The 22593-nt window shown below is 41.0% G+C and carries 18 protein-coding genes and 1 pseudogene; 10 read left to right on the forward strand and 9 right to left on the reverse strand.

From position 1 onward, the window contains the following. Positions 1–160 precede the first annotated feature (160 nt). Positions 161–1381, forward strand: coding sequence for a geranylgeranyl reductase (chlP, locus tag CDG79_RS18820; protein ID WP_094343488.1), 1221 nt, complete (start codon positions 161–163; stop codon positions 1379–1381). Positions 1382–1813: 432 nt separating this feature from the next. On the opposite strand, the gene CDG79_RS18825 is transcribed toward chlP, so the two are convergent. The 6 genes from CDG79_RS18825 to hemW all read right to left on the reverse strand — a co-directional run bounded on the left by CDG79_RS18825 (position 1814) and on the right by hemW (position 7350). After that, entirely contained in the window at positions 1814–2422 is a 609-nt protein-coding gene (locus CDG79_RS18825; RefSeq protein WP_094343489.1) for a TetR/AcrR family transcriptional regulator, read from the reverse strand. 116 nt (positions 2423–2538) lie between these two features. Further along, positions 2539–3063, reverse strand: a complete 525-nt coding sequence (locus CDG79_RS18830) for a GNAT family N-acetyltransferase (protein ID WP_223278199.1) — start codon at positions 3061–3063, stop codon at positions 2539–2541. Positions 3064–3409: 346 nt separating this feature from the next. Continuing rightward, positions 3410–3676, reverse strand: coding sequence for a hypothetical protein (locus tag CDG79_RS18835; RefSeq protein ID WP_094343490.1), 267 nt, complete (start codon positions 3674–3676; stop codon positions 3410–3412). Positions 3677–3993: 317 nt separating this feature from the next. Further along, positions 3994–5205, reverse strand: a complete 1212-nt coding sequence (locus CDG79_RS18840; protein WP_223278200.1) for a THUMP domain-containing class I SAM-dependent RNA methyltransferase — start codon at positions 5203–5205, stop codon at positions 3994–3996. Positions 5206–5234: 29 nt separating this feature from the next. After that, complete coding sequence (locus CDG79_RS18845; protein WP_094343491.1) at positions 5235–6122, reverse strand: UTP--glucose-1-phosphate uridylyltransferase; 888 nt, start codon at positions 6120–6122, stop codon at positions 5235–5237. Positions 6123–6168: 46 nt separating this feature from the next. Continuing rightward, positions 6169–7350: a radical SAM family heme chaperone HemW gene (gene hemW, locus CDG79_RS18850; protein WP_094343492.1), complete on the reverse strand. Its 1182-nt coding sequence runs from the start codon at positions 7348–7350 to the stop codon at positions 6169–6171. Positions 7351–7601: 251 nt separating this feature from the next. On the opposite strand from hemW, the gene CDG79_RS18855 reads away from it, so the two are divergent. Continuing rightward, on the forward strand, positions 7602–8678 hold the full coding sequence (locus CDG79_RS18855; protein WP_069072181.1) for a PIN/TRAM domain-containing protein: 1077 nt from the start codon (positions 7602–7604) through the stop codon (positions 8676–8678). Positions 8679–8819: 141 nt separating this feature from the next. On the opposite strand, the gene CDG79_RS18860 is transcribed toward CDG79_RS18855, so the two are convergent. Then, on the reverse strand, positions 8820–10121 hold the full coding sequence (locus tag CDG79_RS18860; protein WP_094343493.1) for a dihydrolipoamide acetyltransferase family protein: 1302 nt from the start codon (positions 10119–10121) through the stop codon (positions 8820–8822). Positions 10122–10534: 413 nt separating this feature from the next. Here CDG79_RS18860 and CDG79_RS18865 point away from each other — a divergent pair, with 413 nt between their 5' ends. Further along, entirely contained in the window at positions 10535–11056 is a 522-nt protein-coding gene (locus tag CDG79_RS18865) for a hypothetical protein (RefSeq protein WP_094328906.1), read from the forward strand. Positions 11057–11111: 55 nt separating this feature from the next. Here CDG79_RS18865 and CDG79_RS18870 read toward each other — a convergent pair whose 3' ends face one another. Further along, a complete protein-coding gene (locus CDG79_RS18870; protein WP_012412623.1) occupies positions 11112–11561 on the reverse strand; it encodes a YlqD family protein in 450 nt (149 codons plus the stop codon). A gap of 42 nt (positions 11562–11603) precedes the next feature. After that, a complete protein-coding gene (locus CDG79_RS18875; RefSeq protein WP_094343494.1) occupies positions 11604–13553 on the reverse strand; it encodes an AMP-dependent synthetase/ligase in 1950 nt (649 codons plus the stop codon). 260 nt (positions 13554–13813) lie between these two features. On the opposite strand from CDG79_RS18875, the gene CDG79_RS18880 reads away from it, so the two are divergent. The 7 genes and pseudogenes from CDG79_RS18880 (at position 13814) to CDG79_RS18905 (ending at position 22593) form a co-directional block, all read left to right on the forward strand. Further along, positions 13814–14059 (forward strand): hypothetical protein, encoded by a 246-nt coding sequence (locus CDG79_RS18880; protein ID WP_223278201.1) that lies wholly within the window; start codon positions 13814–13816, stop codon positions 14057–14059. Positions 14060–15182: 1123 nt separating this feature from the next. After that, positions 15183–15524 (forward strand): CU044_2847 family protein, encoded by a 342-nt coding sequence (locus CDG79_RS18885; protein WP_094328908.1) that lies wholly within the window; start codon positions 15183–15185, stop codon positions 15522–15524. Positions 15525–15530: 6 nt separating this feature from the next. Next, complete coding sequence (locus tag CDG79_RS18890; protein WP_094343495.1) at positions 15531–16463, forward strand: trypsin-like peptidase domain-containing protein; 933 nt, start codon at positions 15531–15533, stop codon at positions 16461–16463. Positions 16464–16561: 98 nt separating this feature from the next. After that, positions 16562–16636, forward strand: a pseudogene (locus CDG79_RS45520) (hypothetical protein); the annotation flags it as partial. 5 nt (positions 16637–16641) lie between these two features. Beyond that, a complete protein-coding gene (locus tag CDG79_RS18895; RefSeq protein ID WP_094343496.1) occupies positions 16642–18300 on the forward strand; it encodes a hypothetical protein in 1659 nt (552 codons plus the stop codon). 14 nt (positions 18301–18314) lie between these two features. Continuing rightward, the gene (locus tag CDG79_RS18900; protein ID WP_094343497.1) at positions 18315–21107 is read left to right on the forward strand and encodes a tetratricopeptide repeat protein; all 2793 of its coding nucleotides are present in this window, start codon (positions 18315–18317) and stop codon (positions 21105–21107) included. Beyond that, positions 21100–22593, forward strand: coding sequence for a radical SAM/SPASM domain-containing protein (locus CDG79_RS18905; protein ID WP_094343498.1), 1494 nt, complete (start codon positions 21100–21102; stop codon positions 22591–22593). Before CDG79_RS18900 ends, CDG79_RS18905 begins: the two co-directional genes overlap by 8 nt.

The raw sequence follows: 22593 nt of genomic DNA on the forward strand, positions 1-22593 counted from the left end.
AGGTAATATTCTTCATTTTTCCCAATTCCCAATGCCTCAATTCGTATCGAAACATTAAGGAATATTGCATTTAAGCAGAAACCTGAAGGTAAAGCGCCAAATCACTAGAAAGACCGTGGTAGTATGCTCTGGGTAAATGTGAAGATTGGGAGAAAGACCTTTGACACTACGGGTTGCTGTTATTGGGTCAGGCCCTGCTGGTTCATCTGCCGCAGAAACACTGGCAGCCTCTGGGATTGAAACCTACCTGTTTGAGCGGAAGCTAGACAATGCAAAGCCTTGTGGGGGTGCAATTCCCCTCTGTATGGTGAGTGAATTTGACTTACCACCAGAGATTATCGATCGCCGTGTCAGGAAGATGAAAATGATTTCGCCTTCTAATCGGGAGGTTGATATCAATCTGGTAAATGAAGATGAATATATAGGAATGTGCCGCCGGGAAGTGCTGGATGGCTTTTTGCGCGATCGGGCGGCAAAAGTAGGTGCAAATTTAATTAATGCTACTGTTCATAAACTTGATATACCAGGAAACAATACCGATCCCTATACCATCCATTACGTTGACCATACAGAAGGGATATCCCAGGGTATTGCCAAAACCCTGAAGGTGGATTTAATCATTGGGGCAGATGGGGCTAATTCCCGCGTTGCTAAAGAAATGGACGCTGGGGATTACAATTATGCGATCGCTTTCCAAGAGCGAATTCGCTTACCCGAAGACAAAATGGCCTACTACAACGACCTCGCCGAAATGTATGTCGGTGATGACGTTTCAACCGATTTCTACGCTTGGGTTTTCCCCAAATATGACCACGTAGCTGTCGGTACTGGCACGATGCACGTTAATAAAGCCAGCATCAAACAGTTACAAGCTGGTATCCGTGCCCGTGCTTCCGAAAAGCTAGCAGGCGGTAAAATCATCAAAGTCGAAGCGCACCCCATTCCCGAACATCCCCGTCCCCGTCGTGTTGTTGGTCGCATCGCTTTGGTGGGAGATGCTGCTGGTTATGTTACCAAATCTTCTGGAGAAGGTATTTATTTTGCCGCTAAATCTGGGCGGATGTGTGCCGAAACTATTGTAGAAGCATCTAATAGTGGTAGCCGTATTCCTACAGAAGGCGACCTCAAGGTTTACCTGAAGCGTTGGGATAAAAGATACGGACTCACTTACAAAGTGCTGGACATTCTGCAAAGCGTGTTCTATCGTTCCGACGCTACCCGCGAAGCGTTCGTGGAAATGTGCGATGACCTTGATGTACAACGGCTAACATTCGATAGCTATCTGTATAAAACGGTTGTCCCAGCTAATCCCATTACCCAATTGAAAATTACTGCCAAAACCATTGGTAGTCTAATTCGGGGTAATGCTCTTGCACCTTAATTGAGCGCAAAGCACTGGGAATTCCAACAAATAAATTACTCAATTTTGTGGGGTAGGCATCTTGCACGCTTATTAATCAGGGCGGGCGAGACGCTTACCCCAAAAAATACAGGTTTTGAGGTAAGAGGTAGAAACATCTTTATATCTGAATTTTGAGTCCGGCATTTTGTACCTAAGGGACTTCCAAAAAATAAAATATACAGTAGGGTGTGTTAGGCGAAAGCTGTAACGCACCGAGATATCTGGCGGTGCGTTACGCTGTCGCTAACGCACCCTACAAAATTGGATATTTTTTTAATTGGAAGTCCCTGACTTAGTTGCAAACTGGTGTATATCAATACTTATAATACTTTGCACAGAATTAAACGGCGATCGCACCGAGGAAAATAGTTATAGATAGTCGAGATGATTACAGCCGCATTGACAACTAACTCAGAGGGGAATTGCACTGATACCGCGCACAAAAATCTCTACACAGGTTTCTATATAGTCTTCACAGCTATAGCTGTCTTGATTGAATTTTGCACTACGGCATAGCATTCCAGCTAACAGCATTCCTGTAAACATATCGACTGCTGGAAATGGATCGAGGTCTGCTCTGACAATGCCTCGTTTCTGACCCGATTGCAGGTAAGCTACCAGCTTTTCTCTTAAAGGCTTGGCAGCTTCTTGAATAACTTGTTTGGCCGCCTCTGGATGACGTTTCGCTTCTCCAATAAAGGTACGAATTAAGTCTTCTTGTGCCTCTAGCATAGTATTGTAAAGATTGGCATACTGTCTTAAATCAATTTTTAAATCTTGCGTCCACGCTTCAGGGTGTGCAAGGGCTTCCGTCTGGAGTGCTAAGGCATTTTTGATGACTGCTCCCAAAAGTTGTTCTTTACTAGCAAAATGGCGAAACAAAGTGACCTCATTCACACCAGCAACACGTGCTATTTCACGGGTAGTTGCTCCTTGAACACCTAAACTAGCAAATACCTGCGAAGCGGCTTCTATCAAACGTGTACGGGTAAGAGTTGATGAACGGATAGTTTTATTCATTTATGCTGGCAAGTACTTACTTACATCATAAATTATGTAAAGAAAGCGATCGCAACTTGGGTAAAAATTAATCTTGATACCAGCATTTTTAAAGTTAGTGAAAATCTTGTATCGGCTTAAATTTCCTTTGGTACTTTAGCTAATGTTTTACTCATTTTAGTAACTGGGACAAATACCCCACTTCCTAAATAATGAGGTGCCCTTTGGATGGCAGTAAATCCCAGCCGTAAATAAAATCCTTCAGCATAAAGACTAGCAGTTGTAATTATCTTATCTATACCTTGCTCAATTGCTTCATCGCAAAAATGTTGAACTAAAGCACGTCCAACCCCTTTACCTTGATATTTAGGATGGACATACAGCCCGATAAGTTCATCAACTATAAAACTAGCAAAACCTATGACAGCATCTCCCTCAATAGCAACCCAGCAAGTCTCCACTTTGATACTTTTTAAGATATTTGAACCATCAGGTTTTTCGCGGTAATTACGCCAAACTAAAAGTTCTTTTTTGGTGTAGAAAGTTGCAGGTAGAGCTTTAATAGCAGCAATATGAATTGCACTCAGCACCCAGGCATCTGTTTCCTGAGCAGGTCGAAGAGATATTTCGTTAGCACTCATAAATTCAGAGCTAGCATTCATATTATAAATTCAGGGCTAACATTCAAATTACATACCTGATTGACTTTCTTATACAAGTAATATCAATTTTGATTATAATAAATTTGGCATTGCGTAGACATCGCAACACATTAAATAGCTGAATTCTCAACTTCTTTATTGATATTAGCTATTGGTAATTGAGTTATATCATGTACGGCAAATTACTTGTGATATGTCATTGCGAGTGCAACGAAATGGAAAGAAGCAGAACGCGAAATGTCAATTCTAATATCAAGCCCCAGCTAGATGCTTTCTAGTTAGGGCTTTTGTTTTTATGCTGGAGTCAATATGTAATCGCGTTTGATACGCGATCGCAGTGGGGAATTTATCCGATTGTCAAAGCTGGTTCTTCACAGAAGTTAAACAGGGATGACTCTGTTTCTGATTCATCTTCAAATACAGCAGAGATGTACCATTCACAGGGCGAATCATTCGTATATTCAGCCCAAGCAATGGTTACTGTTTCACCTGATGGAATCCCTGAATCACTCAAGGTAAATGAAGCCCAGTCTTCATCATCCACAGATACCCACAACTCTGTAATTGCCTGTTCAGTTTCATTGGTAACGGTAAAGGTGAATTGGTCTGACATAAATAGCCTTCTAGCGATAAATAAATTGCAGGTTGTCAGTCACCGATTATACTGTCACTTTTTTGAAGTGTTTGTCATCTTAGCTGCCAAAATCCATATCCAGAAATGGTTTCAACCTTTTTTCTGCTAAAGTTAAATTTCTTAAAGATGATTAAAAATATCACCAATTTATATGTGAGATAGTCAATGCCACGCAACAGGAGATTTAGATCGCGGCTCTCACAAACCCCGGCAATACAGCACATCCTCAGTGGTACTCAATTTTGAGTGAGTAAAAGTAGTTGAGAGCGATCGCTAAACCATACTACAAATCACCCTTAGTACAACTCATATTTCATTAACTGACAAGGTATAGTTCCGTTGTACACCGCCATCCGTTGGGATGATTTCAGTCCAATGGATTGAGATAGTTCCTTGTTACCACTTAGCACAAATGCAGTCCAGCCCTTGAAGCGTTGTTTCAACACATCGCCCAAAAGTTTGTAAAATGCCCCTAAATCACTATCTCGCCCCAGCCGTTCGCCATAAGGTGGATTGCATAATAGAATTCCACTATCTCCGGGGGCGACAACATCGGCTAACTCCATTTGAGAAAACCAGATATGGTTATCAACGCCGCAGTTTTGAGCATTGTTAATCGCTTGCTCAATTACATTTTCGTCGCGATCGCTTCCCCAAATAGGTGCGGTCAAGTTATCCAATTGACTGTCCTTAGCTTCTTGGAGCAGCTTTTCTAAAAGAGGCAGGTCAAAATCGAGCCAATTTTCAAATCCAAAGCAATCACGAAATAGCCCTGGCGCTATATTAAGTGCTTTTAAGCTAGCTTCCAAAGGTAAAGTACCAGAACCACAGAGAGGATCGTAGAACATCTGGTTTGGCTGCCAGCCCGAAAGTTGAATGAGGGCAGAAGCCAGAGATTCTTTGAGAGGGGCTGTTCCAACGGCAGGGCGATAGCCTCGGCGGTGCAGACTATTTCCAGAACTGTCGAGTTTGACGGTACAAAAATCGCGTTCAATATGAACATTAATCCGCACATCTGGTTCATGAAGCTCTACATTTGAACGCTCACCCAGCTTTTCTTGCTGCTGGTCAACGATCGCATTTTTGACTTGGAGCGATGTGAAGTGGCTGTGATTGAGGCGATCGTTTTTGCCTGTGACATTCACCGCCAGGGTCATGTCTGGCGTTACATAGTTTTGCCAATCGATGGTCTGGATGCCGCGATAGAGATCCTTAGCATCAAGGCATGGAAAATCATGGATATTTACCAAGATTCGGAACGGTAGCCTAGCCCAGAGGTTGACGCGATAAAGTAGGGTGCGATCGCCTTCAAAGGCTACACCACAAAACCCTGGTTCCACAGAATTGGCTCCCAATTGCTCTAACTCTTGAGCCGCGAGAGTTTCTAATCCACGAGCAACCGTTGCAAAATAATTCATCATTCGTAATTCGTAATTAATAGTTACTAGCGACTCAATTTCTCTTAGTCCACGGAGGTGAACTTTGCTTGTGTAGTTGCGATTTTTCATCGCCCAATACTTTTTGAAACAAGATTAATCTAGAAATTTCTAAAATCAATCATTGTCTGACGATAAGCATCTGGCAATCCTGTATCAAAACACTTACCTTTCACAACATATCCGGTCATTCCCTCTTCTTGACGCAATTTTTCTAGACAGGATGTTAGCTGAAATTCACCTCGCTCTCGAAAATTTTGGTTGATGTGTTCTGCTAGAAAGTCAAAAATTTTCGGCGTGAGTAAATACAAACCAAATAGGCCTAAAAACTCATTGTCTGCCATTCCCTCTACATGTAAATGCTTTTGTGCATACTCAACAGTCGGTTTTTCATATAGTTGCGTTACTGACAAAATCGAGTTTAACTCTTGCCAAACTCCTGTTACACACCCAGCTTTATGAATAATTTCTGCTGGCATTGTAGTCAAACCCACAACGCTTTGATTAACTTGTTCGTAAACATCTAAAACTTGACTAGCACAAGATTTTTCAATATCAGATGTATAAATGTGGTCGCCCAACATTAACAAAAATGGCTCATCTTGTACCCAATCTTTAGCACAAAATACTGCATGACCATAACCTAATTGTTCCTCTTGCAATAAAATTGTAATTCTGCTACCTAAATCTTCCAGATATCGGCTATATTCTTGATTTTGTGGTGAAAGTTTTTGTAAGAGTTCTTTTTTAGGTGGATTTTTCAATAAATCTGCAAATATTTCTCGATCGTCCGGCTGCACTACAATCCCCACTTCTGCAATTCCAGCACTAATTGCTTCTTCAATAATTGCAAGAATCACAGGTTTTGCCCTACCATCTCGATCGATAATCGGAAAAAGTTCTTTTTTCACAACTTTGGTAGCTGGAAACAACCGAGTCCCGAAACCAGCTACCGGAATCACAGCTTTTCTAACTTGATTTTTCTGCATAAATCTCCCCTCCTCTCTCTGCGGACTCTGCACCTGGTGTGGTTCGTCACCCCAACTTCTCAAACAACTCCGCCAACACCACATTAGAAAACAAAAACCCTTGGGGATCGATCAAACGCAGCCTTCCCTCTGCAATCTCCACCCAACCTTTATCAAAATACCCTTGCAAACACCTGCAAATCTCCTCCACCTTCTCTTCTCCAAACGCCTCCACCAAAGCCGCCAAACTCAAACCCTCCGCCAAACGCAACCCCAACATTAACGTTTCTAACAATACTTCTTTTGGGGGAGTCACATCACAATCAATCACAGCGCCAGCTTGTATCCACTGGTAATACTCCCTAGTCTTGCGCGGACGAGTGAAGCGTTTCCCCTCAACATAACTCGCCGCACCCATCCCAAAGCCATAGTAAGGGCGGTTTTCCCAATACACTCGATTATGTCGGCACTGATGACCGGGTTGGGCATAATTAGAAATCTCATAATGGTCGTAACCTGCACCAGTCAAAACCTGTTGCCCCATCTGGTACATTTTGACTGTGGCTTCATCCGTGGGTAAAGGAGTATCGCCAGGTTTGTAGTAACGACCAAAGGCTGTACCTGGCTCGATGGTGAGATCGTAGATAGAAATGTGAGTGGGTAAAAGCGCCACCGCTTTTGTTAGGGAATCCTGCCATTGATCCAAAGACTGATGCGGCAACCCAGAAATTAAGTCTAAGCTGAATTTGGGAATCTCAACTTGGTGGATTAGTTCCACAGCTGCAAAAATATCTTCAACCGAGTGCGATCGCCCCGCCTTCTGCAATAATTCTTCTTGAAAGGCTTGTACACCCAAACTTACCCGGTTCACGCCTGCACTGCGATAGCCTGCTATATGCGCTAAATCAAAGGTGGCTGGGTCAATTTCCATAGAAATCTCTGCACCAGCTGCAATACCAAAATGCTTCTCTAGCTCTGTTACTATTCGTTGTAGCTGTTCTGTTGATAGCAGCGAAGGAGTACCACCACCAAAGAAAATTGTCTTTAGAGGTTGACCAAAGGTTGGTGTAATGGCAATTTCTTGACATAGCACCTCAACATATTGGGAGATAGTACCAGATGTTTCGCCCCGCAAGCGATCGCCCACAACAGACACCGGAAAATCACAATAAAAGCACCGCCGTCTGCAAAAGGGAATATGCACATAAGCTGAACTCGCAATTCCAGAAACACTAAATTTTTGACTCATTTTGAGAAAAGTTTTAAGTTAATCCAACTGCGAATTAGAGACAATGAAAATGAGGAGTTTTTTTACAAATTTTTGTCGTTTTACAAAGAAACAATGAAAAATATTAAGAGAAAAGCCTTTAGTTATAATAATTGCAGATATTGCTAGCCTAAACCCTTAGTGTAAGTCAATATTGATGAGTTTATCTTACCGATGAAATAAAAAATACTGAACTTTCTCGGTGAACACAGTTGCAGGAAAACAACATAACCATGCTTGACGCAATTATCATTTTCTCATTTATCCTGGCAGCTTCGGGAATAGGGTTCTACAGCATTGAACTACTACCCAATGGGGCGCTAGACCAGGTAACAAATCTTGAGGCTTTACGCTTAGTTGTTGCCGTCTTTGCCGCGATTATTGGTGGTGCGATCGGACTGAGTTTCCAGACGACATATCGTCGCCTAGAATCACAAGTCAAAGAAATGCCTCTGGAAGTGATTTTAACTCGTGCGATCGGCTTAGTAATTGGTTTATTGCTAGCTAACCTGATGTTAGCCCCACTATTTTTACTACCTATACCGGCAGATTTTGGATTTATTAAGCCACTTGTGGCAGTTGTCGGTAGTATTATCCTTTCCGTCACTGGTATGAACTTGGCAGATACCCACGGGCGGGGCTTATTGCGGTTCATTAATCCCAACACTGTCGAATCAATGGTTGTGGAAGGAACGCTAAAACCAGCTAATACCAAAGTTTTAGATACCAGTTGCATTATTGATGGTCGCATAGAAGCGCTACTAGAAACAGGGTTTCTGGAAGGGCAAATTCTCGTACCGCAATTTGTCTTGCAAGAACTCCAGCAAGTAGCTGATGCTAGCAAAGACCAAAAACGGGTGCGGGGAAGACGAGGACTAGAAATTCTCAACCGCATTAAGGAAGATTATCCCGATCGCATCCTGATTAATGCAGTTGACTACGAAGATATTCCCACAGTAGATGCCAAGTTGGTACGTTTTGCCCAAGAAATCAGCGGTACATTGCTAACTAACGACTACAACTTGTCTAAAGTCGCCAGTGTTCAAAAAGTACCTGTTTTGAATGTGAATGATTTAGTAAATGCCGTCCGTCCTAGTTATTTACCTGGCGACAACCTTGATTTAAAAATTCTCAAGGAAGGCAAAGAACCCAGTCAAGGTATTGGCTACCTAGATGATGGCACAATGGTAGTAGTTGAAGAAGGCAGCAATTATGTGGGTGGTGAACTGCGAGTAGTAGTCACCAGCGCTTTGCAAACTACCGCAGGAAGAATGATTTTTGCCAAACCTCAAGCTTCAGCATTGGCGTGAGGGAAATGTCCGGTGGAATTAGAGTTAAATTGTGCAATCGGTGCAGTCAACCTGCACCGATTCTTTATATAGTTGTTAGCGCTACTCTCCGAAAAACTGCTGCTCATAGCGCTAACATTTAAACTTGGTATCTTTTCAAAATTACATTGTCAAAGATTGAGGATTCGTCTCAATCAATTTTGCTAAATCTTGCAAGAACGCCGCAGCATGGGCACCGTAAATAATCCGATGGTCAGAAGTAATATTGACTTGCATTTGTTGACGCACGCCAAATAAACCGTCGGGTGTTGCTACCACTTGTGGACGGGATGCCCCGATCGCTAAAATTGAACCTTGTCCAGGCGGCAAAATCGCATCAAATTTGTCTACGCCAAACATTCCCAAATTGGACAGGGTAAAAGTACCACTGTTGTATTCTTGGGGCTGTAGTTGTTTTGCCCTCGCCCGTTCTACCAAAGACTTCCAAGTCCGCGATAGAGAATAAATATCCACCGCGTCTGCATTTTGCAGCACAGGTGTAATTAATCCGCCATCATCCATCGCAACTGCTACAGAAATGTTGATATCAGAATGATAAACAATACCCTGGTCTGAGTAGCTAGCATTTAACAATGGGTGTTTTTGCAATGTCACCGCTACAGCTTTCGCCAGTAGCGCTGTCATTGTCACACCTTTGGATTTAATTTGTTTATAAAGTTTATCTAATCCATCGGTGGTAATTGTATAACCGACACGGAAGACGGGCACGGATATGGTAGCTACCATGTTCCGCACTACGGCATTTTGGAAGGTAGTTAGAGGCACGATTTGACCAGGAACAGCCGCTACCACTGGTGTGGATGCTGGTGTCCGAGGTGCTGGGGGTGCAACTGGGGCGCTGGTTGGTACAGGTGCTGGTGGGGCAACTGGGGCAGTGGCAGGTTGTTTGCCCTTATTGGACAATGCTTCTACATCTTCGGCGACAATGCGACCGTGGGGGCCACTACCTTGGAGTGTAGTTAAATCAACCTTGAGTTCTTTGGCTAACTTGCGGGCCCGGGGTGAAACGACAAGCCTTCCTTCTTTGTGGTTAGACCCGTTTTGAGACGCTAAGGCAGGTGTTGCAGCTGAGGTTGTGGCGGCGATTGGTTCAGGGGAAGAGGTAGTAGCAGCAGCCACGCCACCGGAATTGGCAAGAGATTTCGCCTGTTCAATTTCAGCTTCCGTTTCGGCGATGAAGGCGATCGCAGATCCTACCGGGGCAGTTTCACCAGCTTCAACTATGATATGGGCAAGAAAGCCTTCATAAAAGGTTTCTACATCCATATCTGCCTTATCTGACTCTACAACCACCACTGTTTCGCCTTTTTCCACTTTGTCCCCTGGCGATTTCACCCAGGAGACGATTTTGCCTTCGGTCATAGTGGAACTCAGCGCCGGCATAAATACTTCGTGAATGCTCATAGGGTGGTTTGGGAATCAATGGTTTATGGACTTTAACAGCTTTTATCAGATCGAATTGTATCTTGGCGGGAGAGTTTTGGACTGGAGATTTTATATTTTAGGTTGAGAATTAGGAATGAGGAATGGGAGAGTTCCTAACTCCTAACTCTTGACCCCAGGAACCTAAATATAACTTAAGAGGTCTATAATACAGAGTTATTCCCAATGGTTAGCCAGTATTTTGCTCTCGTTTTTAGTCGTTGACTTGCAAAAACCAGCACGAGTTTCTCACAGATTTAATGAGATTGGCATTTTTATTCCTCATAACCACTGATTAAGATACAGGAGCTACTCACAGGTAGAGGATATAAGATACAGTTCAATCTAGAATTCAAAATTGGTAATAAACCTATTTGAAATTCCTGTTTACTTTTATGTCGGCAAAGTTGAAATTATTTTTGATTGTGATACTCAGTATCTTTGCCACTGCTGGCGCTGGAGTTTATATTATCCAGCGCCAGCAATCTGTACCAATTGTTGAGAGTAGTGATGGGCAAACCCAGCAGGTGAAAGCAATACATCAATCTCAAGAGGTTGTGGCATATCCAAACCGTTCCGATTATAAAACTATACCTTTAGAAAAAATTAACTCATCTCTCCAAGGTAGCGATCCTGCTACCCTTGCTTTAAATGCCTTTGACGACATAACACCAGTGCAAGGAACGCGAAAGGTAGAGGTGGCTTATCCGCAACGAAATCAGGCCCTTGTGACGATTACGCAACTCAAGCGGGGGGATGATTCAGTTGGTATTAAATATCGAGTTGAGATGTCAGCCTTCGGGCGATCGCTATTTATTAGCTCTCCTCCAGTCTGGCAAATAGTTTGGGCTGGCTCCCAGGTAGAATGTTGGGCTGGGAGCCGCTCCCACACTAAGTTAAATCACATCTGTCACTAGTCATTGGTCATTGGTCACAAAACAAATGACAACGGACAAATGACAAATAACAAACTTAAATGTCGCCGCGAATTTCTTCTACAACGCCGTCGCGCAGAACGATTTCGACTTGCATTTTGCTAATCAGGTTATCACCGATTTCTACCCGGAAAAAGCCTTCCATTTGGAACTGATTGACTTCCTGATCTTGCTGGAGAAACTGGACTTGCTGGAGGTTTTGCAGCAACTGATTTTTCTGCTCTAGAAATTCACTTTTCTTTTGATTGACTTGGAGTTGAATATTGTCAATTTGTTGGAGGGTCTGGGGGCCGGGTGGTTGCAGACTCTGCTTTTGAATTGCCGCGATCGCTCTTTGTCCTTCTACGTCTAACTGTTGCAGTTGCTGATCGAGTTGATTGATCTGCGTTTGCAGCTGCTGTTGTACTTCCTCTTTCCAAAGAGGAGTCACAATAACTTTGACGTTAACGACGCGTTTCAGAAGCAAATTAGATTTGGAGACATCCATAAATATTTCACGTTCACTCTTTACAGTTGGGAGGTGGAATTATCAGGCAAACATGCCGTCAATAATATCGCGATAACGTTCCGTGACGATATGTCGGCGAACTTTTAGTGTTTGTGTCATCAAACCATTTTCAATGGAAAACGGTTCTAGAATGAGTTTGAATGTCCCGATGCGGTCATCCGGTCGATAGCCTGGACGATTTTGCACTTCTCGATTCAATTCTTGCCGAAATAAATCCTGGATCATTCTACTCTCACAGTCAATTTTTTGACTAGGTGGAGAAGTGTCCGGATTGTTCTGCACCCATTTTTCTAAGGCTTCGACATTGGGGACAATTAAGGCTCCCAGGCTGCGCCGATCTTGCCCAACGAGCATAATTTGATCGATGTATGGCGATCGCAAACAGGCATCTTCAATTGGCTGTGGCTCGATGTTTTCCCCATTAGTCAATACAATCGTATCCTTTGCTCTGCCAGTCAGCACCAAATCGTCTTGTGGTGTCAGCCAACCCAAATCGCCGCTATCAAACCAACCTTCAGCGTCAATGGCTTTCGCTGTCGCTTCGGGATTTTGGTAATAGCCTTGCATAATCTGCGGGCCCCTCAACAATACTAAGCCTCGCTTCTCTACTGGTAGAGGCGCTTTTGTCTCAGGATCTACGATTTTAGCTTCTGTAGCGGGGAGTGGTAGCCCTGATGCGCCAATCAAATTTCGCCAAGGACGACGCACATGGGTAACAGGAGAAGTTTCTGTCAAACCATAGCCTTGCAAAATCTGAACACCAATAATTTCAAAGAAGTTATCGATGTGTTTGGGAAGCGCACCGCCACCGCTAATCATCTGCTTGACTTCTTTGCCTGTGGCTTCTCGCACCTTAGCATAAACCAGTCGTTCTCCCAAGGCATGGAGGGGTAATAAAGCAGATGCTTGGATCTTAGCTGCTAATCGTTCGACGGCTGAGGCATGAAGATTATTTAAATCCAATCCCTGAGCAGTTCGCCTAGCTCTGATATATTTATCGCTAATGCCTAATAAAAAGTTAACTAGGCGTTGCTTATTTGCTGGTTGTTCGCGGAACTGCTTTTGCACTCCTTCATAAATCGATTCCCACAGACGGGGTACACCCACCATATAGTTAGGTTTAAATTTTTTCAAATCTCCTTTCACGGAGCGCAGGTTAGTATAAACTTGCGTGCAACCTTGAGATAGTAGGTAATACTCAACAGTTCGCTCGTAACTATGCCACGAAGGTAGGATACTGAGAACCATATCGCCGACATTTGGTTGCAGTACTGTGCCAAAGGTGATTACTTGGTGCATCAAGTTTTTATAAGACAGCATTACACCCTTGGGTTTGCCTGTGGTGCCAGAGGTGTAAATTAGGGTTGCCAAAGCCTCACGGTTTTGTTTAACTGGCACAAAATTATGATTTTTCCCAATTTCAATCAACTGGGCAAAATTCAGCACCTTTAGGGTTTCGTCTGTGGGTGGTGCTTCATCTGAAAGTAAGATCGCAAATTGAATTGGTAAATCTTTGATCCGGTCTTGCAGTTTTTGAAGTGTCTTTAAATCCTCTGCTACTATTGCCGTACTGCCGCTATTAGCGATGATAAATAGCAATTCTTCTTTGTCGGCTTGAGAGCTACGCACCGCATCAACTGCTCCAGCAGTCATTATGCCTTGATCGGCAATAAACCACCGGGGACTGTTGTCAGAAATTAAGGAAATGCGATCGCCTACCTTCACTCCCAACGCCTGTAAACCAGCTGCAAATAGTTGTATTTGCTCCGCTAACTGGGTATAAGTAATCACTATTTCTGGTTTGGTGTGAGGGCTGCGGAGGGCGACAACATCACCAAATTTGTGAGCTGCCAAAGGCCAAACTTCTGGTAGCGATTCCACATTTGTGTAATCTACCAACCGCTTTAATGCCTCGCGTTCTTGCTCGCTGATGTTAGATAAAAAAGAAGACGGGGTTTGGGTTTTTGACATAACACCTTACCTAAATATTGTAAATTAATCGTTTTTACAGCTTATTTTGTTATTCCGCTACAATAACCGTCCTTATTATCCACATTCCCTTCTGTGTATAATAATTTCAGGAATTCCACGTTTATATTTACAAAAATTTATGTTAAAGTTAGTTTACATAGAGTGCAAGCAATAGATGGACTGAACGTCAATCCTACACATAATATTATGCTTGCGCCTCAAAACAGCAATCGCCTATTTTTTACAGGAGATGATTACCTATGAATTTGATAGATGCTATAGTGCTAACGCTCATTAATGCTGCTGCTTGCATGGCGTTTCCTAAGCTTGTAGCTATTCTTCTAGATGATAAAACCAAAGCCAATCAAGTGTTGCGGAATGCTTCAAAATTACAATTAGCCAAAATTGAACTTACGAGTTTTCCTTATTGTACAGCTTACTCATTGACGGGAAGTCAATACTGCAAATTCAATCCTGATTTTTGTTCTAATTGTTCTCCAAATTGATGGACTATTTGCCAGAATAAATTACTCGGTACTCCGAGCAACTTTCTAGATATATTAGGCAATTGGAAAAATTTATTTTTTCCTATACCTATATTTTTGCGTCTACTTATTCTAGCGATGTCTACGACGAGCTACGCTAACGCTAGTTATCTTAATAATCGCTGAACCTCTTATGTTGTAAGTATTTATCATTCCTACGTAAGTCCATTAGACATTACGTACATACTTTCACAGTGCGATCGTGCGATCGTGTTGCTCGGTAGTGCATTCGCTTTGATTTGTAATAATTGCAACCCCCACAACCCCGATTTTTTTTAAGAAATCGGGGTTTTTGTTTATAATAGCCCAAAAAATCGCTTTTTTTGAGTTAACCGAACAGTATGCCTAGCCTACCAAAACTTGAAGTGCAAGGCTAAGAGCCACTTGAAACTCTTAGAGGATGTTTGAAAAGTAGCAAAACATTTCAGATTCCCCTAAATCCCCCTTAAAAAGGGGGACTTTAATTCCGGTTCCCCCCTTTTTAAGCTACGGTGTACACACATCTCTGTACGAAACCCAAAATCGTTGAAGATCCCCCTAAATCCCCCTTAAAAAGGGGGACTTTGAAAGACTTTTGCCCCCCTTTTTAAGGGGGGTTGGGGGGGATCAAAAGCTTATGAGGCCACTCTCAAAGACTTGTGTGTACACCGTAGCCTTTTTAACGCGGGCTAGGGGGGATCTCTAAGTGCCTACAATCATAGCCAAATACTTTTCAAACAACCTCTTAGGGTTCCATTACATCTTTGTTTCCTTGCCAAGGTCTAACTCAGTATAATTACTAATTGAAGTCAGGGTACATATATAACTAATATAACCATTAATATATTAATTGTTAAATCTATTACATGAGAATCCAACAGCTTTAACGCCCAAACAGCCGGAAGTTGGTCGAAACTTCACAAAGATTCGAGGGTTGACCCAGGACAAAGTTTGCAGCAAGCATTGTTCGTAGTGAGCGATTCATCGCTCATAGCAAGGTTTAATCAGGACATTTAGGACAAAAGAAGATTATGTACAAAAACTTCTGCAAACTATCTTGATTATTTAGACATTCAACTATTAGTTCAAAATAACAGGTTCTACCATGACTCGGAAACAAATCACAGAGTTTTCTCTAGAAGATGGTACAAAGTTTTTAGCTGAAGTTGATGAGCCAGAAAATAGCAATTCTCTTGTACGTGTTGCTAGACCAGATGCTGGACAAATAGTAGTTGAAGCTAAAAAGAAATTTGATGAAGTATTAGATCAAATACAACCTGTAGCTTCAGCAATTATCATCAAACTGAGTCAGCTTAATACACCTGCCGATGAGGTAGAGGTTAAGTTTGGTATTAAGTTAAATGCAGTTGCAGGTGCAATTTTTACTTCTGTAGGTGGTGAAGCTAACTACGAAATTACCTTGAAATGGAAGCAAAACAAGGCATAGTAAAGTATGGCATCCATTGCAGATAATTATATTCCAGCTTTTAGGTCAGCGATCGCTCGGATTTTCCATCCCAATGGTGCGGTAGTTGGTGTAGGTTTTTTAGTATCGGGGCGAACTCGAAATTATATTCTGACATGCGCTCATGTTGTTACCTCGGCTCTATCTTTACCAGAGGATATTGTTGAAGCTCCTAGTGATGATATTTACTTCGATTTCCCCTTAATTGCATCAGGGCAACAACTAAAAGCTAAAGTTGTTTTTTGGCAACCCGTTGTCAACAACCTATCAACCTCCGAACCTGAAGATATTGCTGGGTTGCAAATAGAAGGGCAGTTGCCTCATGAAGCGCAACCTATCAAGCTAATCTCAGCTAGTAACGTTTGGGAGCATCCTTTCCGCATATTCGGTTTTCCCCACGGACACAATGATGGCGTTTGGTCTACAGGGGTGTTGCGAGATGGGCAAGGAAAGGGATGGGTGCAACTGGAAGATAGTAAGGTAACTGGCTATAGGGTAGAACCGGGTTTTAGTGGTGCGCCTATATGGGATGAAACTCTTGCAGGAGTGGTTGGTATGGCTGTGGCGGCGGAGAAACAGCGAGAAAATATCAAGACTGCTTTCATGATTCCAACGGATGTATTGAGCAAAGCATGGGATGAAATAACCTTGCCGATTTCATCAAATGCATATACTCAAAAGAGTCCAAGCCGGGTACAAAAACTCAAAATCAATTCTTCAGATTTACGAAAGAACTATCTAGAGCAGTTAATAGCTCGTTTAAAAACTGAGATTGAAAGTCTTGGAAACCAAATAGGGTGGACGCTCAATGATGTAGATAAGAATAAATTGCAAAGGCAACTTGATGATAAATTCGACGAAATAGAAAAAGCTGAATCAAAGTTAAACCAGCTAAATCAACAATCTCGTCAGGGACAATAACTCAAAATCAAAACTTTACAACAACACTTGGATATTCTAAGTAGTGATTATGAGATATTCCAAAATAAATTTAATCATCCACTTACCAGAGCGATCGCAATATCATTCAACGGCAAATCAACACCATACTACAAGAACTTGAACGAGTAGAAAGCGAACTTAATGGCATCTAAATGCAATGAAAAATCCCTCAGAATCACGAAAGAACTATCTAGAGCAGTCAATAGCTAATTTAAAAAATGAGATTGAAAGTATCAGTAAACAAATAGGGTGGACGCTTAATGATGTAGATAAAAATAAATTACAAAGGCAAATTGATAATAAATTCGATGCAATAGAACAGGCTGAATCAGAGTTAAGCCAGTTAAATCAAAAATCCCTAGAGCCAGTTGATTTTGATAAAATCCCATTCACTAATCGGGATGCTGCAATTAGTGATATTACAGCAACTAATTCCCCTACCTATCGTCTGATAACGGCTCCCAAAGGTTACGGAAAAACAGAATTTCTCAAACAGATACAGAAGCGGTTTCAAGAATTACGATGGTGTTGTGCTTATGCCTCTATGTCAGGCGATCAAAATATTGAAGACTTAGAAAAGGAATTAGCTAGTTCTCTCAATCTTCAGATCCAAGAAGGGCATGAATTACCTTCGGGAGAGCGCTTAGGTTTATTATTACATAGGAATTGGGCTAAATGGCAATCGCAGGGTCAAAAAGGCATTGTACTGCTAATCGATCTAGATGGAAATGCTCCACACAAACAACGTTTAAACGAAATTTTCGATCAGCTTAAACAGCTAGGATGGAGAATTGAAAAATGTTTGAAAGAATTACAATTTTTTAAAGATAATTCCAAGAGTCTTCGAGTTGTAATAGCAGCTCGCTGTCTTACCGATCTCCCCTCTGATAGAGTTTTTCCTAAGCTAACCCTCTCTCCTTTTAATTGGGAAGTAATTCAGGATACAGCAACAAAATATCTCAAGCCAATCGAAATGACTTCTGAAAGTCTATCTCTATTGGCAGGACACTTATTATATTTAACTGGTGGGCATCCAGGGTGTATTGCTGAAGCCTTAAAAGTTTATCGAAGTGGCGGTTATACAGTTAATTGGTTTTTAAACAGTTATGGCAGCAAAATATGGGAAAGAACCCTGAGACAATGTAGAGATCAGATTAAAGAAAGTTTGATAAAAGAAAATAATCATCTTTATGAATCTATTGAAAAACTGAGTATATTTCCCATACTAAATGGTCATTGGATCTTAAAAGAAGCCGTTCGGAGATTTCAGTTACCTTTCAGTGACGATAGTTTTAAATTAAATGCTGAACTGACAAAAACATCCATTTTTACTCGTGACAAAACGATTATAAAAGATGGAATGACCCGTCGGTTGCTAGTTATTGGTCTTCTCCGAGAAAGTTCGCCTGATAGCTTTCAAAAGCTTTGTAGCGAAGCGGCTCAAATTTGCTGGGAATATGTTCATGAGCTTAAATCCAAGAATGATTCTGCTGTGGCGGGAACTTGGTCAATGCAGTATTTTTTTCAAAGTCTTCAGCAACATGCTGGATTTATCAATTGTGGTGCTGATAGTTTGGCTTATCGACAAGAGCTTCGCAGAACTTTCTTTGATGAAACCGTTGAAGAAACTATTGGAATATTCCGCAATACAGACCGAGAACAAACCCACGAATTTCTGTCTACCCTTAAATCTGAAGTAGAGCATGACTGGGAATTTCAGTTTCTTGTCAATTACTATCTGCACAATGACGAATATAATGATACACCCTATAGATATTTAATTCATAAGCTTGATGAAGCTATTCAAAATAACTAACTTAGGAGTCTATTATGTTTGAAATAGATAAATTAGAATTTGTTGGTCGTGAAGAACATCTAAATCGAATTATTTCCCTCGTTCAAAAAACTAACACACTGCATGTTGTTTTAGTAGAAGGTCGAGGTGGAATTGGCAAAACTTGGTTGCTTAATGAATTACAAAACCGCCTCAATCAAATTCAAATCGGGACAAGTGAAATTATTGATTGCGATACCCCTATTTTTAATGATGCAGAAGATTTATGCACTCAAATTGCCAAGCAATTGTATGATAATACATATCAAGAATGGCTGCTCAGGTTACGACAACTAAGAGAAGATGAAAACCACCTCAGTGAAATCGCATACCAAGAAGAACGCAGACAAATTGAAAAGTTTTTAGTAGATGAAATTAATCGAAAATCCAGACAACAGAGACTAGTATTTCTAATTGATACGGTTGAGAAGTTAGGACAATCAGAAATAAGAGCGGAAGTTTGGGAATATATCGCTAATTTATGCCAGCAACTAGATAACGCCGTATTTATTTTAGCAGGTCGTCCTAGCGTTGCTCGTCCAATTCTAGAAAAGTCATTTAAGGAAGAAGAATTAACTTATTTTGAGTTAAATGAATTTACTCATGAGGATGTGCAGACATACATTATTTCTAAAGAGGAGCAACTTCACTTTAATCTTGGGAAAGACTTAGTTGAAAAAATCATAGTTCTTTCTGGTGGCAGCCCCATTATGATTGAATTTGGAGTAGAGTATGCTTATCGAGAAGTTATTCCAGATTGGTTAGAGAGTGAAGATATAGAAACTATTCCAGCCAGGTTGGAAAAAACAGGCGGATTTGAAGCTGAAATGGTTCGTCATATTACACAGCTTCGGACATCAATGGACAGGCTAACCCTGTTACTTTCACGTATCTACCCATTAGATAGTTATGATATTGCTAATTTATTAGAACTATCGATGGAAGATGCTGAAAAATTATTTATTGATGCCCAAAGCTACTTTTTTATTAAACCAATAATGAGTGGTAATCAAATATCATTACATGATATTGTGCGAGACTTAGTTGATAAATATGTGTGGACAGATATTGACCCAGATTTTGAATGGAGAAAACGAGATAGTCGGATTGCTGCTAAATATTTTGAGCAAAAAGATTATCAGCTAGGTCCACAAAAAAGGATATTGGAGGTTCAACTTTCCTCTGATGATTCTCATAAAGTAGCCAATATTGAGTTTCTAATTGAAGAACTGAAACAATTACGAGAATTCAATACTACGCGATGGCTATGGAATGCTTTATATGCCGATCTGATAATAGGCTTTGAGACTTGGTATAAAGTTACCAATACAATCCGTACTCAAGCCAAGAAAATTAGCTTTGTCAAGCAATTATTAACACTTCTTAAACAGTTTGAAAAAGACCTAAACCCCGATCAAAAACTTAGAATGATTGTTTTTGAATCAAGGATTGTTCACGCCCTTAAAGACAAGAGTACAACAGAAAATGAGGTGAAAAAACTGGAGGGGATACTATCTGAACAATCTTCTAATTCTTCTCATAAGGCAGATATTTATAATGTCTTGGGAATACTGAATACCAAGTTACATCTTTATGACGAAGCTTTGAAATATCAGCAAGAGTGTTTATCCCTAGTTCAAGGAAACAGGCTATCATCTGCTATACCTCGCGTAGCTAACCAAGTTGGTTATCTTTATCGACAACTCAACAAGTTTAACGAAGCTGAAAAATATTACAAACTAGGTTGGGATGCTGCGATGGAAGTTGACATACCTGATAAAGGCTTAACTCAAGTTATGGCTAGCATTCAGAATAACTTAGGATTTTTGTACGGACAACAAAAAGATTACGTAAAGGCTGAACAGTGTTTTAAGGCAGCCATTGATATGTGGTCTAGTGTTGAAAGTGAGCGCGAAATAGCCGATGCCGAAATTGCCTCTGCTGCTATTTTGGTAGATAATGGTAATTATATTAAAGCTAAACAGCTACTTGAACGAGCATTAAGCCGTTGCGACAATGAAGAAAACGATAATCGAATATTGTGTAGGGCATACTTTCAATTAGGCTTAAATCAGTGGTTTAGTGCTGAGGTAGTAAATGAAGCCGTTTGGGATGTGACACAAGTACAGTGGGATCTCAATCTGCTAAGTCTTGCTCAAGATGCTTTAGAAAAAAGCCTGAAACTGGCAGATAAATACGGACTTGAAGAGGAATTACCTAAAATTTTGCACCAAACGGCCAGTGTCTATTGGCATCTTGGGTTTCAAAAGTGCGATCGCTCTCTGCAAGAACAAGCTCTCAAACTCAACGATCGCTCTTACCAGACTAGTCTAGAGTACAATGACATGCGGTATGCCATCGATAGCCTGGTAGGGAAAGCAGAGTTTGATTATTATGCAAAAGCATACAAAAATATTTCGGATTATGCACGAGAACTTAGCGATCGCTTCTTATCATATCAAAATACCTATCAATTGTACTTTGGTCGGATATTACGGATAGAAGGTGATGTTGCATTTCAACAAGCGAACTACGATCTTGCCTTTGCAAAATATGCTCAAGGCATACCTCAAATCTTCCAGGATGGAGGTTTTGGTCCGTATTCGATTCAACATGAGCTAAATCTGCTGCAAAAGAAAATCGAACGATTGCCTATAGAACTTGCTAAAATTCTAATCCAGCAACTCAAACATCAATGGCAAGACAATAAAGCTCTCAAGGAATGGTGCGATCAACAAATGTTTTTAACTAGAATCCGTGCAACAAAACAGCCATCTTCTCATGCTTAGTAAAAAAATTGATCGACCTAGAATTTTAGTTTCTCTTAATTCTACCTACGTAGCAACTGGGCAATGTGATTGTGATGGAGGGGACTGTGCCTGTGACTTATCCCCTTTAGCAGAATTAAGCTCAGATATCCAATTATCTTTGGGGATGTTGGAAACAGAGTTTGTGATATCTCCCAACTCGCAAATCATGAATCTAGATGATACTTACTCTATCTGTTATGGAACTCATCATAAAGTAGCAGTTATAAATCAATCCGCACTATATGTACTAAATATATTTAAAAAACCTCATAAATTACATAATATCACAACAGCGCATTCTCATATTAACGAAATAGACTTAAAGGCAGCTATTCAGGAACTATATCAAGCCCGTTTAATTATTCCTAAAAATAATAGCTCATTTAACCTAAATGAAATACCAGAAACTTTATCAGCATGGTTACATATCACCGATCGCTGTAACTTAAGATGTGACTACTGCTACCTTCCTCATTTAGCCAGGGATATGTCAATAGATATAGGTAGAGCAGCTATTGAATCTACATTTCGCTCTGCCACCTTAAATCATTACCGCCGCGTCAAACTAAAATATGCAGGTGGAGAAGCCTTACTATGCTCTCCTTTAATCAAGGATCTCCATTTATATGCTCAATCTCTTAGCGAAGAAAGAAACATTATATTAGATGGAGTTGTTCTCAGTAATGGAACATTGATTACCCCTGAGATTATTGAGATGCTTCAAACCTTGAATCTGCGTCTAATGATTTCACTAGATGGGTTATCAGATTTCCACAATATTCAACGAACTTATGCAGGCGGAAAAGGATCGTTTCAAGATGTTGAACGGGGTATTAAGATTGCTGTACAAAATGGGCTTATACCTGATATTTCTATCACCGTTAGCGGGCGGAATGCAGAAGGATTACCCGATCTGATTGAATGGATATTAGAGCATAATCTGCCCTTTAGTTTAAATTTCTATCGTGAAAATGAACTATCCGCTTCTTACGAAGACTTGCAACTAGAAGAATCTAAGCTGATTCAGGGAATGTTGGCAGCATTCAAAGTTATAGAATTGAAATTACCTAATCGAAGCTTATTAGGTTCATTAGTCGATCGTGCTAATTTAGCATCTCCTCATAAACGAACTTGTGGAGTTGGGCAAAGCTATCTCGTATTTGATTACCAAGGACAAATTGCCAAATGTCAGATGCAGCTACATAAAACTGTCTCCTCAATTGACGCTCAAGATCCTTTAAGTGTTGTGCGACAAGATAAAACAGGTATTCAGAATTTATCTGTTGAAGAAAAAGAAGGCTGTCGTACATGTGAGTGGAAATATTGGTGTACAGGTGGTTGCTCTTTGGCTACGTTTAAGGCTACAGGCCGTTATGATATTCAATCTCCAAATTGCAATATTTACAAAGCTTTATACCCTGAAGCTCTTCGGCTAGAGGGCTTGCGCCTTCTCAAATATAGTTAA

The sequence above is a fragment of the Nostoc sp. 'Peltigera membranacea cyanobiont' 232 genome, assembly GCF_002245985.1.
Lineage (GTDB): Bacteria > Cyanobacteriota > Cyanobacteriia > Cyanobacteriales > Nostocaceae > Nostoc.

Coding starts and splice junctions, on each gene's coding strand:
- CDG79_RS18905 (WP_094343498.1), top strand. CDS start 21,100: ATGCTTAGTAAAAAAATTGATCGACCTAGAATTTTAGTTTCTCTTAAT.
- CDG79_RS18860 (WP_094343493.1), bottom strand. CDS start 10,121: ATGAGCATTCACGAAGTATTTATGCCGGCGCTGAGTTCCACTATGACC.
- CDG79_RS18840 (WP_223278200.1), bottom strand. CDS start 5,205: ATGAAAAATCGCAACTACACAAGCAAAGTTCACCTCCGTGGACTAAGA.
- CDG79_RS18880 (WP_223278201.1), top strand. CDS start 13,814: ATGAATTTGATAGATGCTATAGTGCTAACGCTCATTAATGCTGCTGCT.
- CDG79_RS18890 (WP_094343495.1), top strand. CDS start 15,531: ATGGCATCCATTGCAGATAATTATATTCCAGCTTTTAGGTCAGCGATC.
- CDG79_RS18830 (WP_223278199.1), bottom strand. CDS start 3,063: ATGAATGCTAGCTCTGAATTTATGAGTGCTAACGAAATATCTCTTCGA.
- CDG79_RS18875 (WP_094343494.1), bottom strand. CDS start 13,553: ATGTCAAAAACCCAAACCCCGTCTTCTTTTTTATCTAACATCAGCGAG.
- CDG79_RS18855 (WP_069072181.1), top strand. CDS start 7,602: ATGCTTGACGCAATTATCATTTTCTCATTTATCCTGGCAGCTTCGGGA.
- hemW (WP_094343492.1), bottom strand. CDS start 7,350: ATGAGTCAAAAATTTAGTGTTTCTGGAATTGCGAGTTCAGCTTATGTG.
- CDG79_RS18885 (WP_094328908.1), top strand. CDS start 15,183: ATGACTCGGAAACAAATCACAGAGTTTTCTCTAGAAGATGGTACAAAG.
- CDG79_RS18845 (WP_094343491.1), bottom strand. CDS start 6,122: ATGCAGAAAAATCAAGTTAGAAAAGCTGTGATTCCGGTAGCTGGTTTC.
- CDG79_RS18865 (WP_094328906.1), top strand. CDS start 10,535: ATGTCGGCAAAGTTGAAATTATTTTTGATTGTGATACTCAGTATCTTT.
- CDG79_RS18825 (WP_094343489.1), bottom strand. CDS start 2,422: ATGAATAAAACTATCCGTTCATCAACTCTTACCCGTACACGTTTGATA.
- CDG79_RS18835 (WP_094343490.1), bottom strand. CDS start 3,676: ATGTCAGACCAATTCACCTTTACCGTTACCAATGAAACTGAACAGGCA.
- CDG79_RS18895 (WP_094343496.1), top strand. CDS start 16,642: ATGAAAAATCCCTCAGAATCACGAAAGAACTATCTAGAGCAGTCAATA.
- CDG79_RS18900 (WP_094343497.1), top strand. CDS start 18,315: ATGTTTGAAATAGATAAATTAGAATTTGTTGGTCGTGAAGAACATCTA.
- CDG79_RS18870 (WP_012412623.1), bottom strand. CDS start 11,561: ATGGATGTCTCCAAATCTAATTTGCTTCTGAAACGCGTCGTTAACGTC.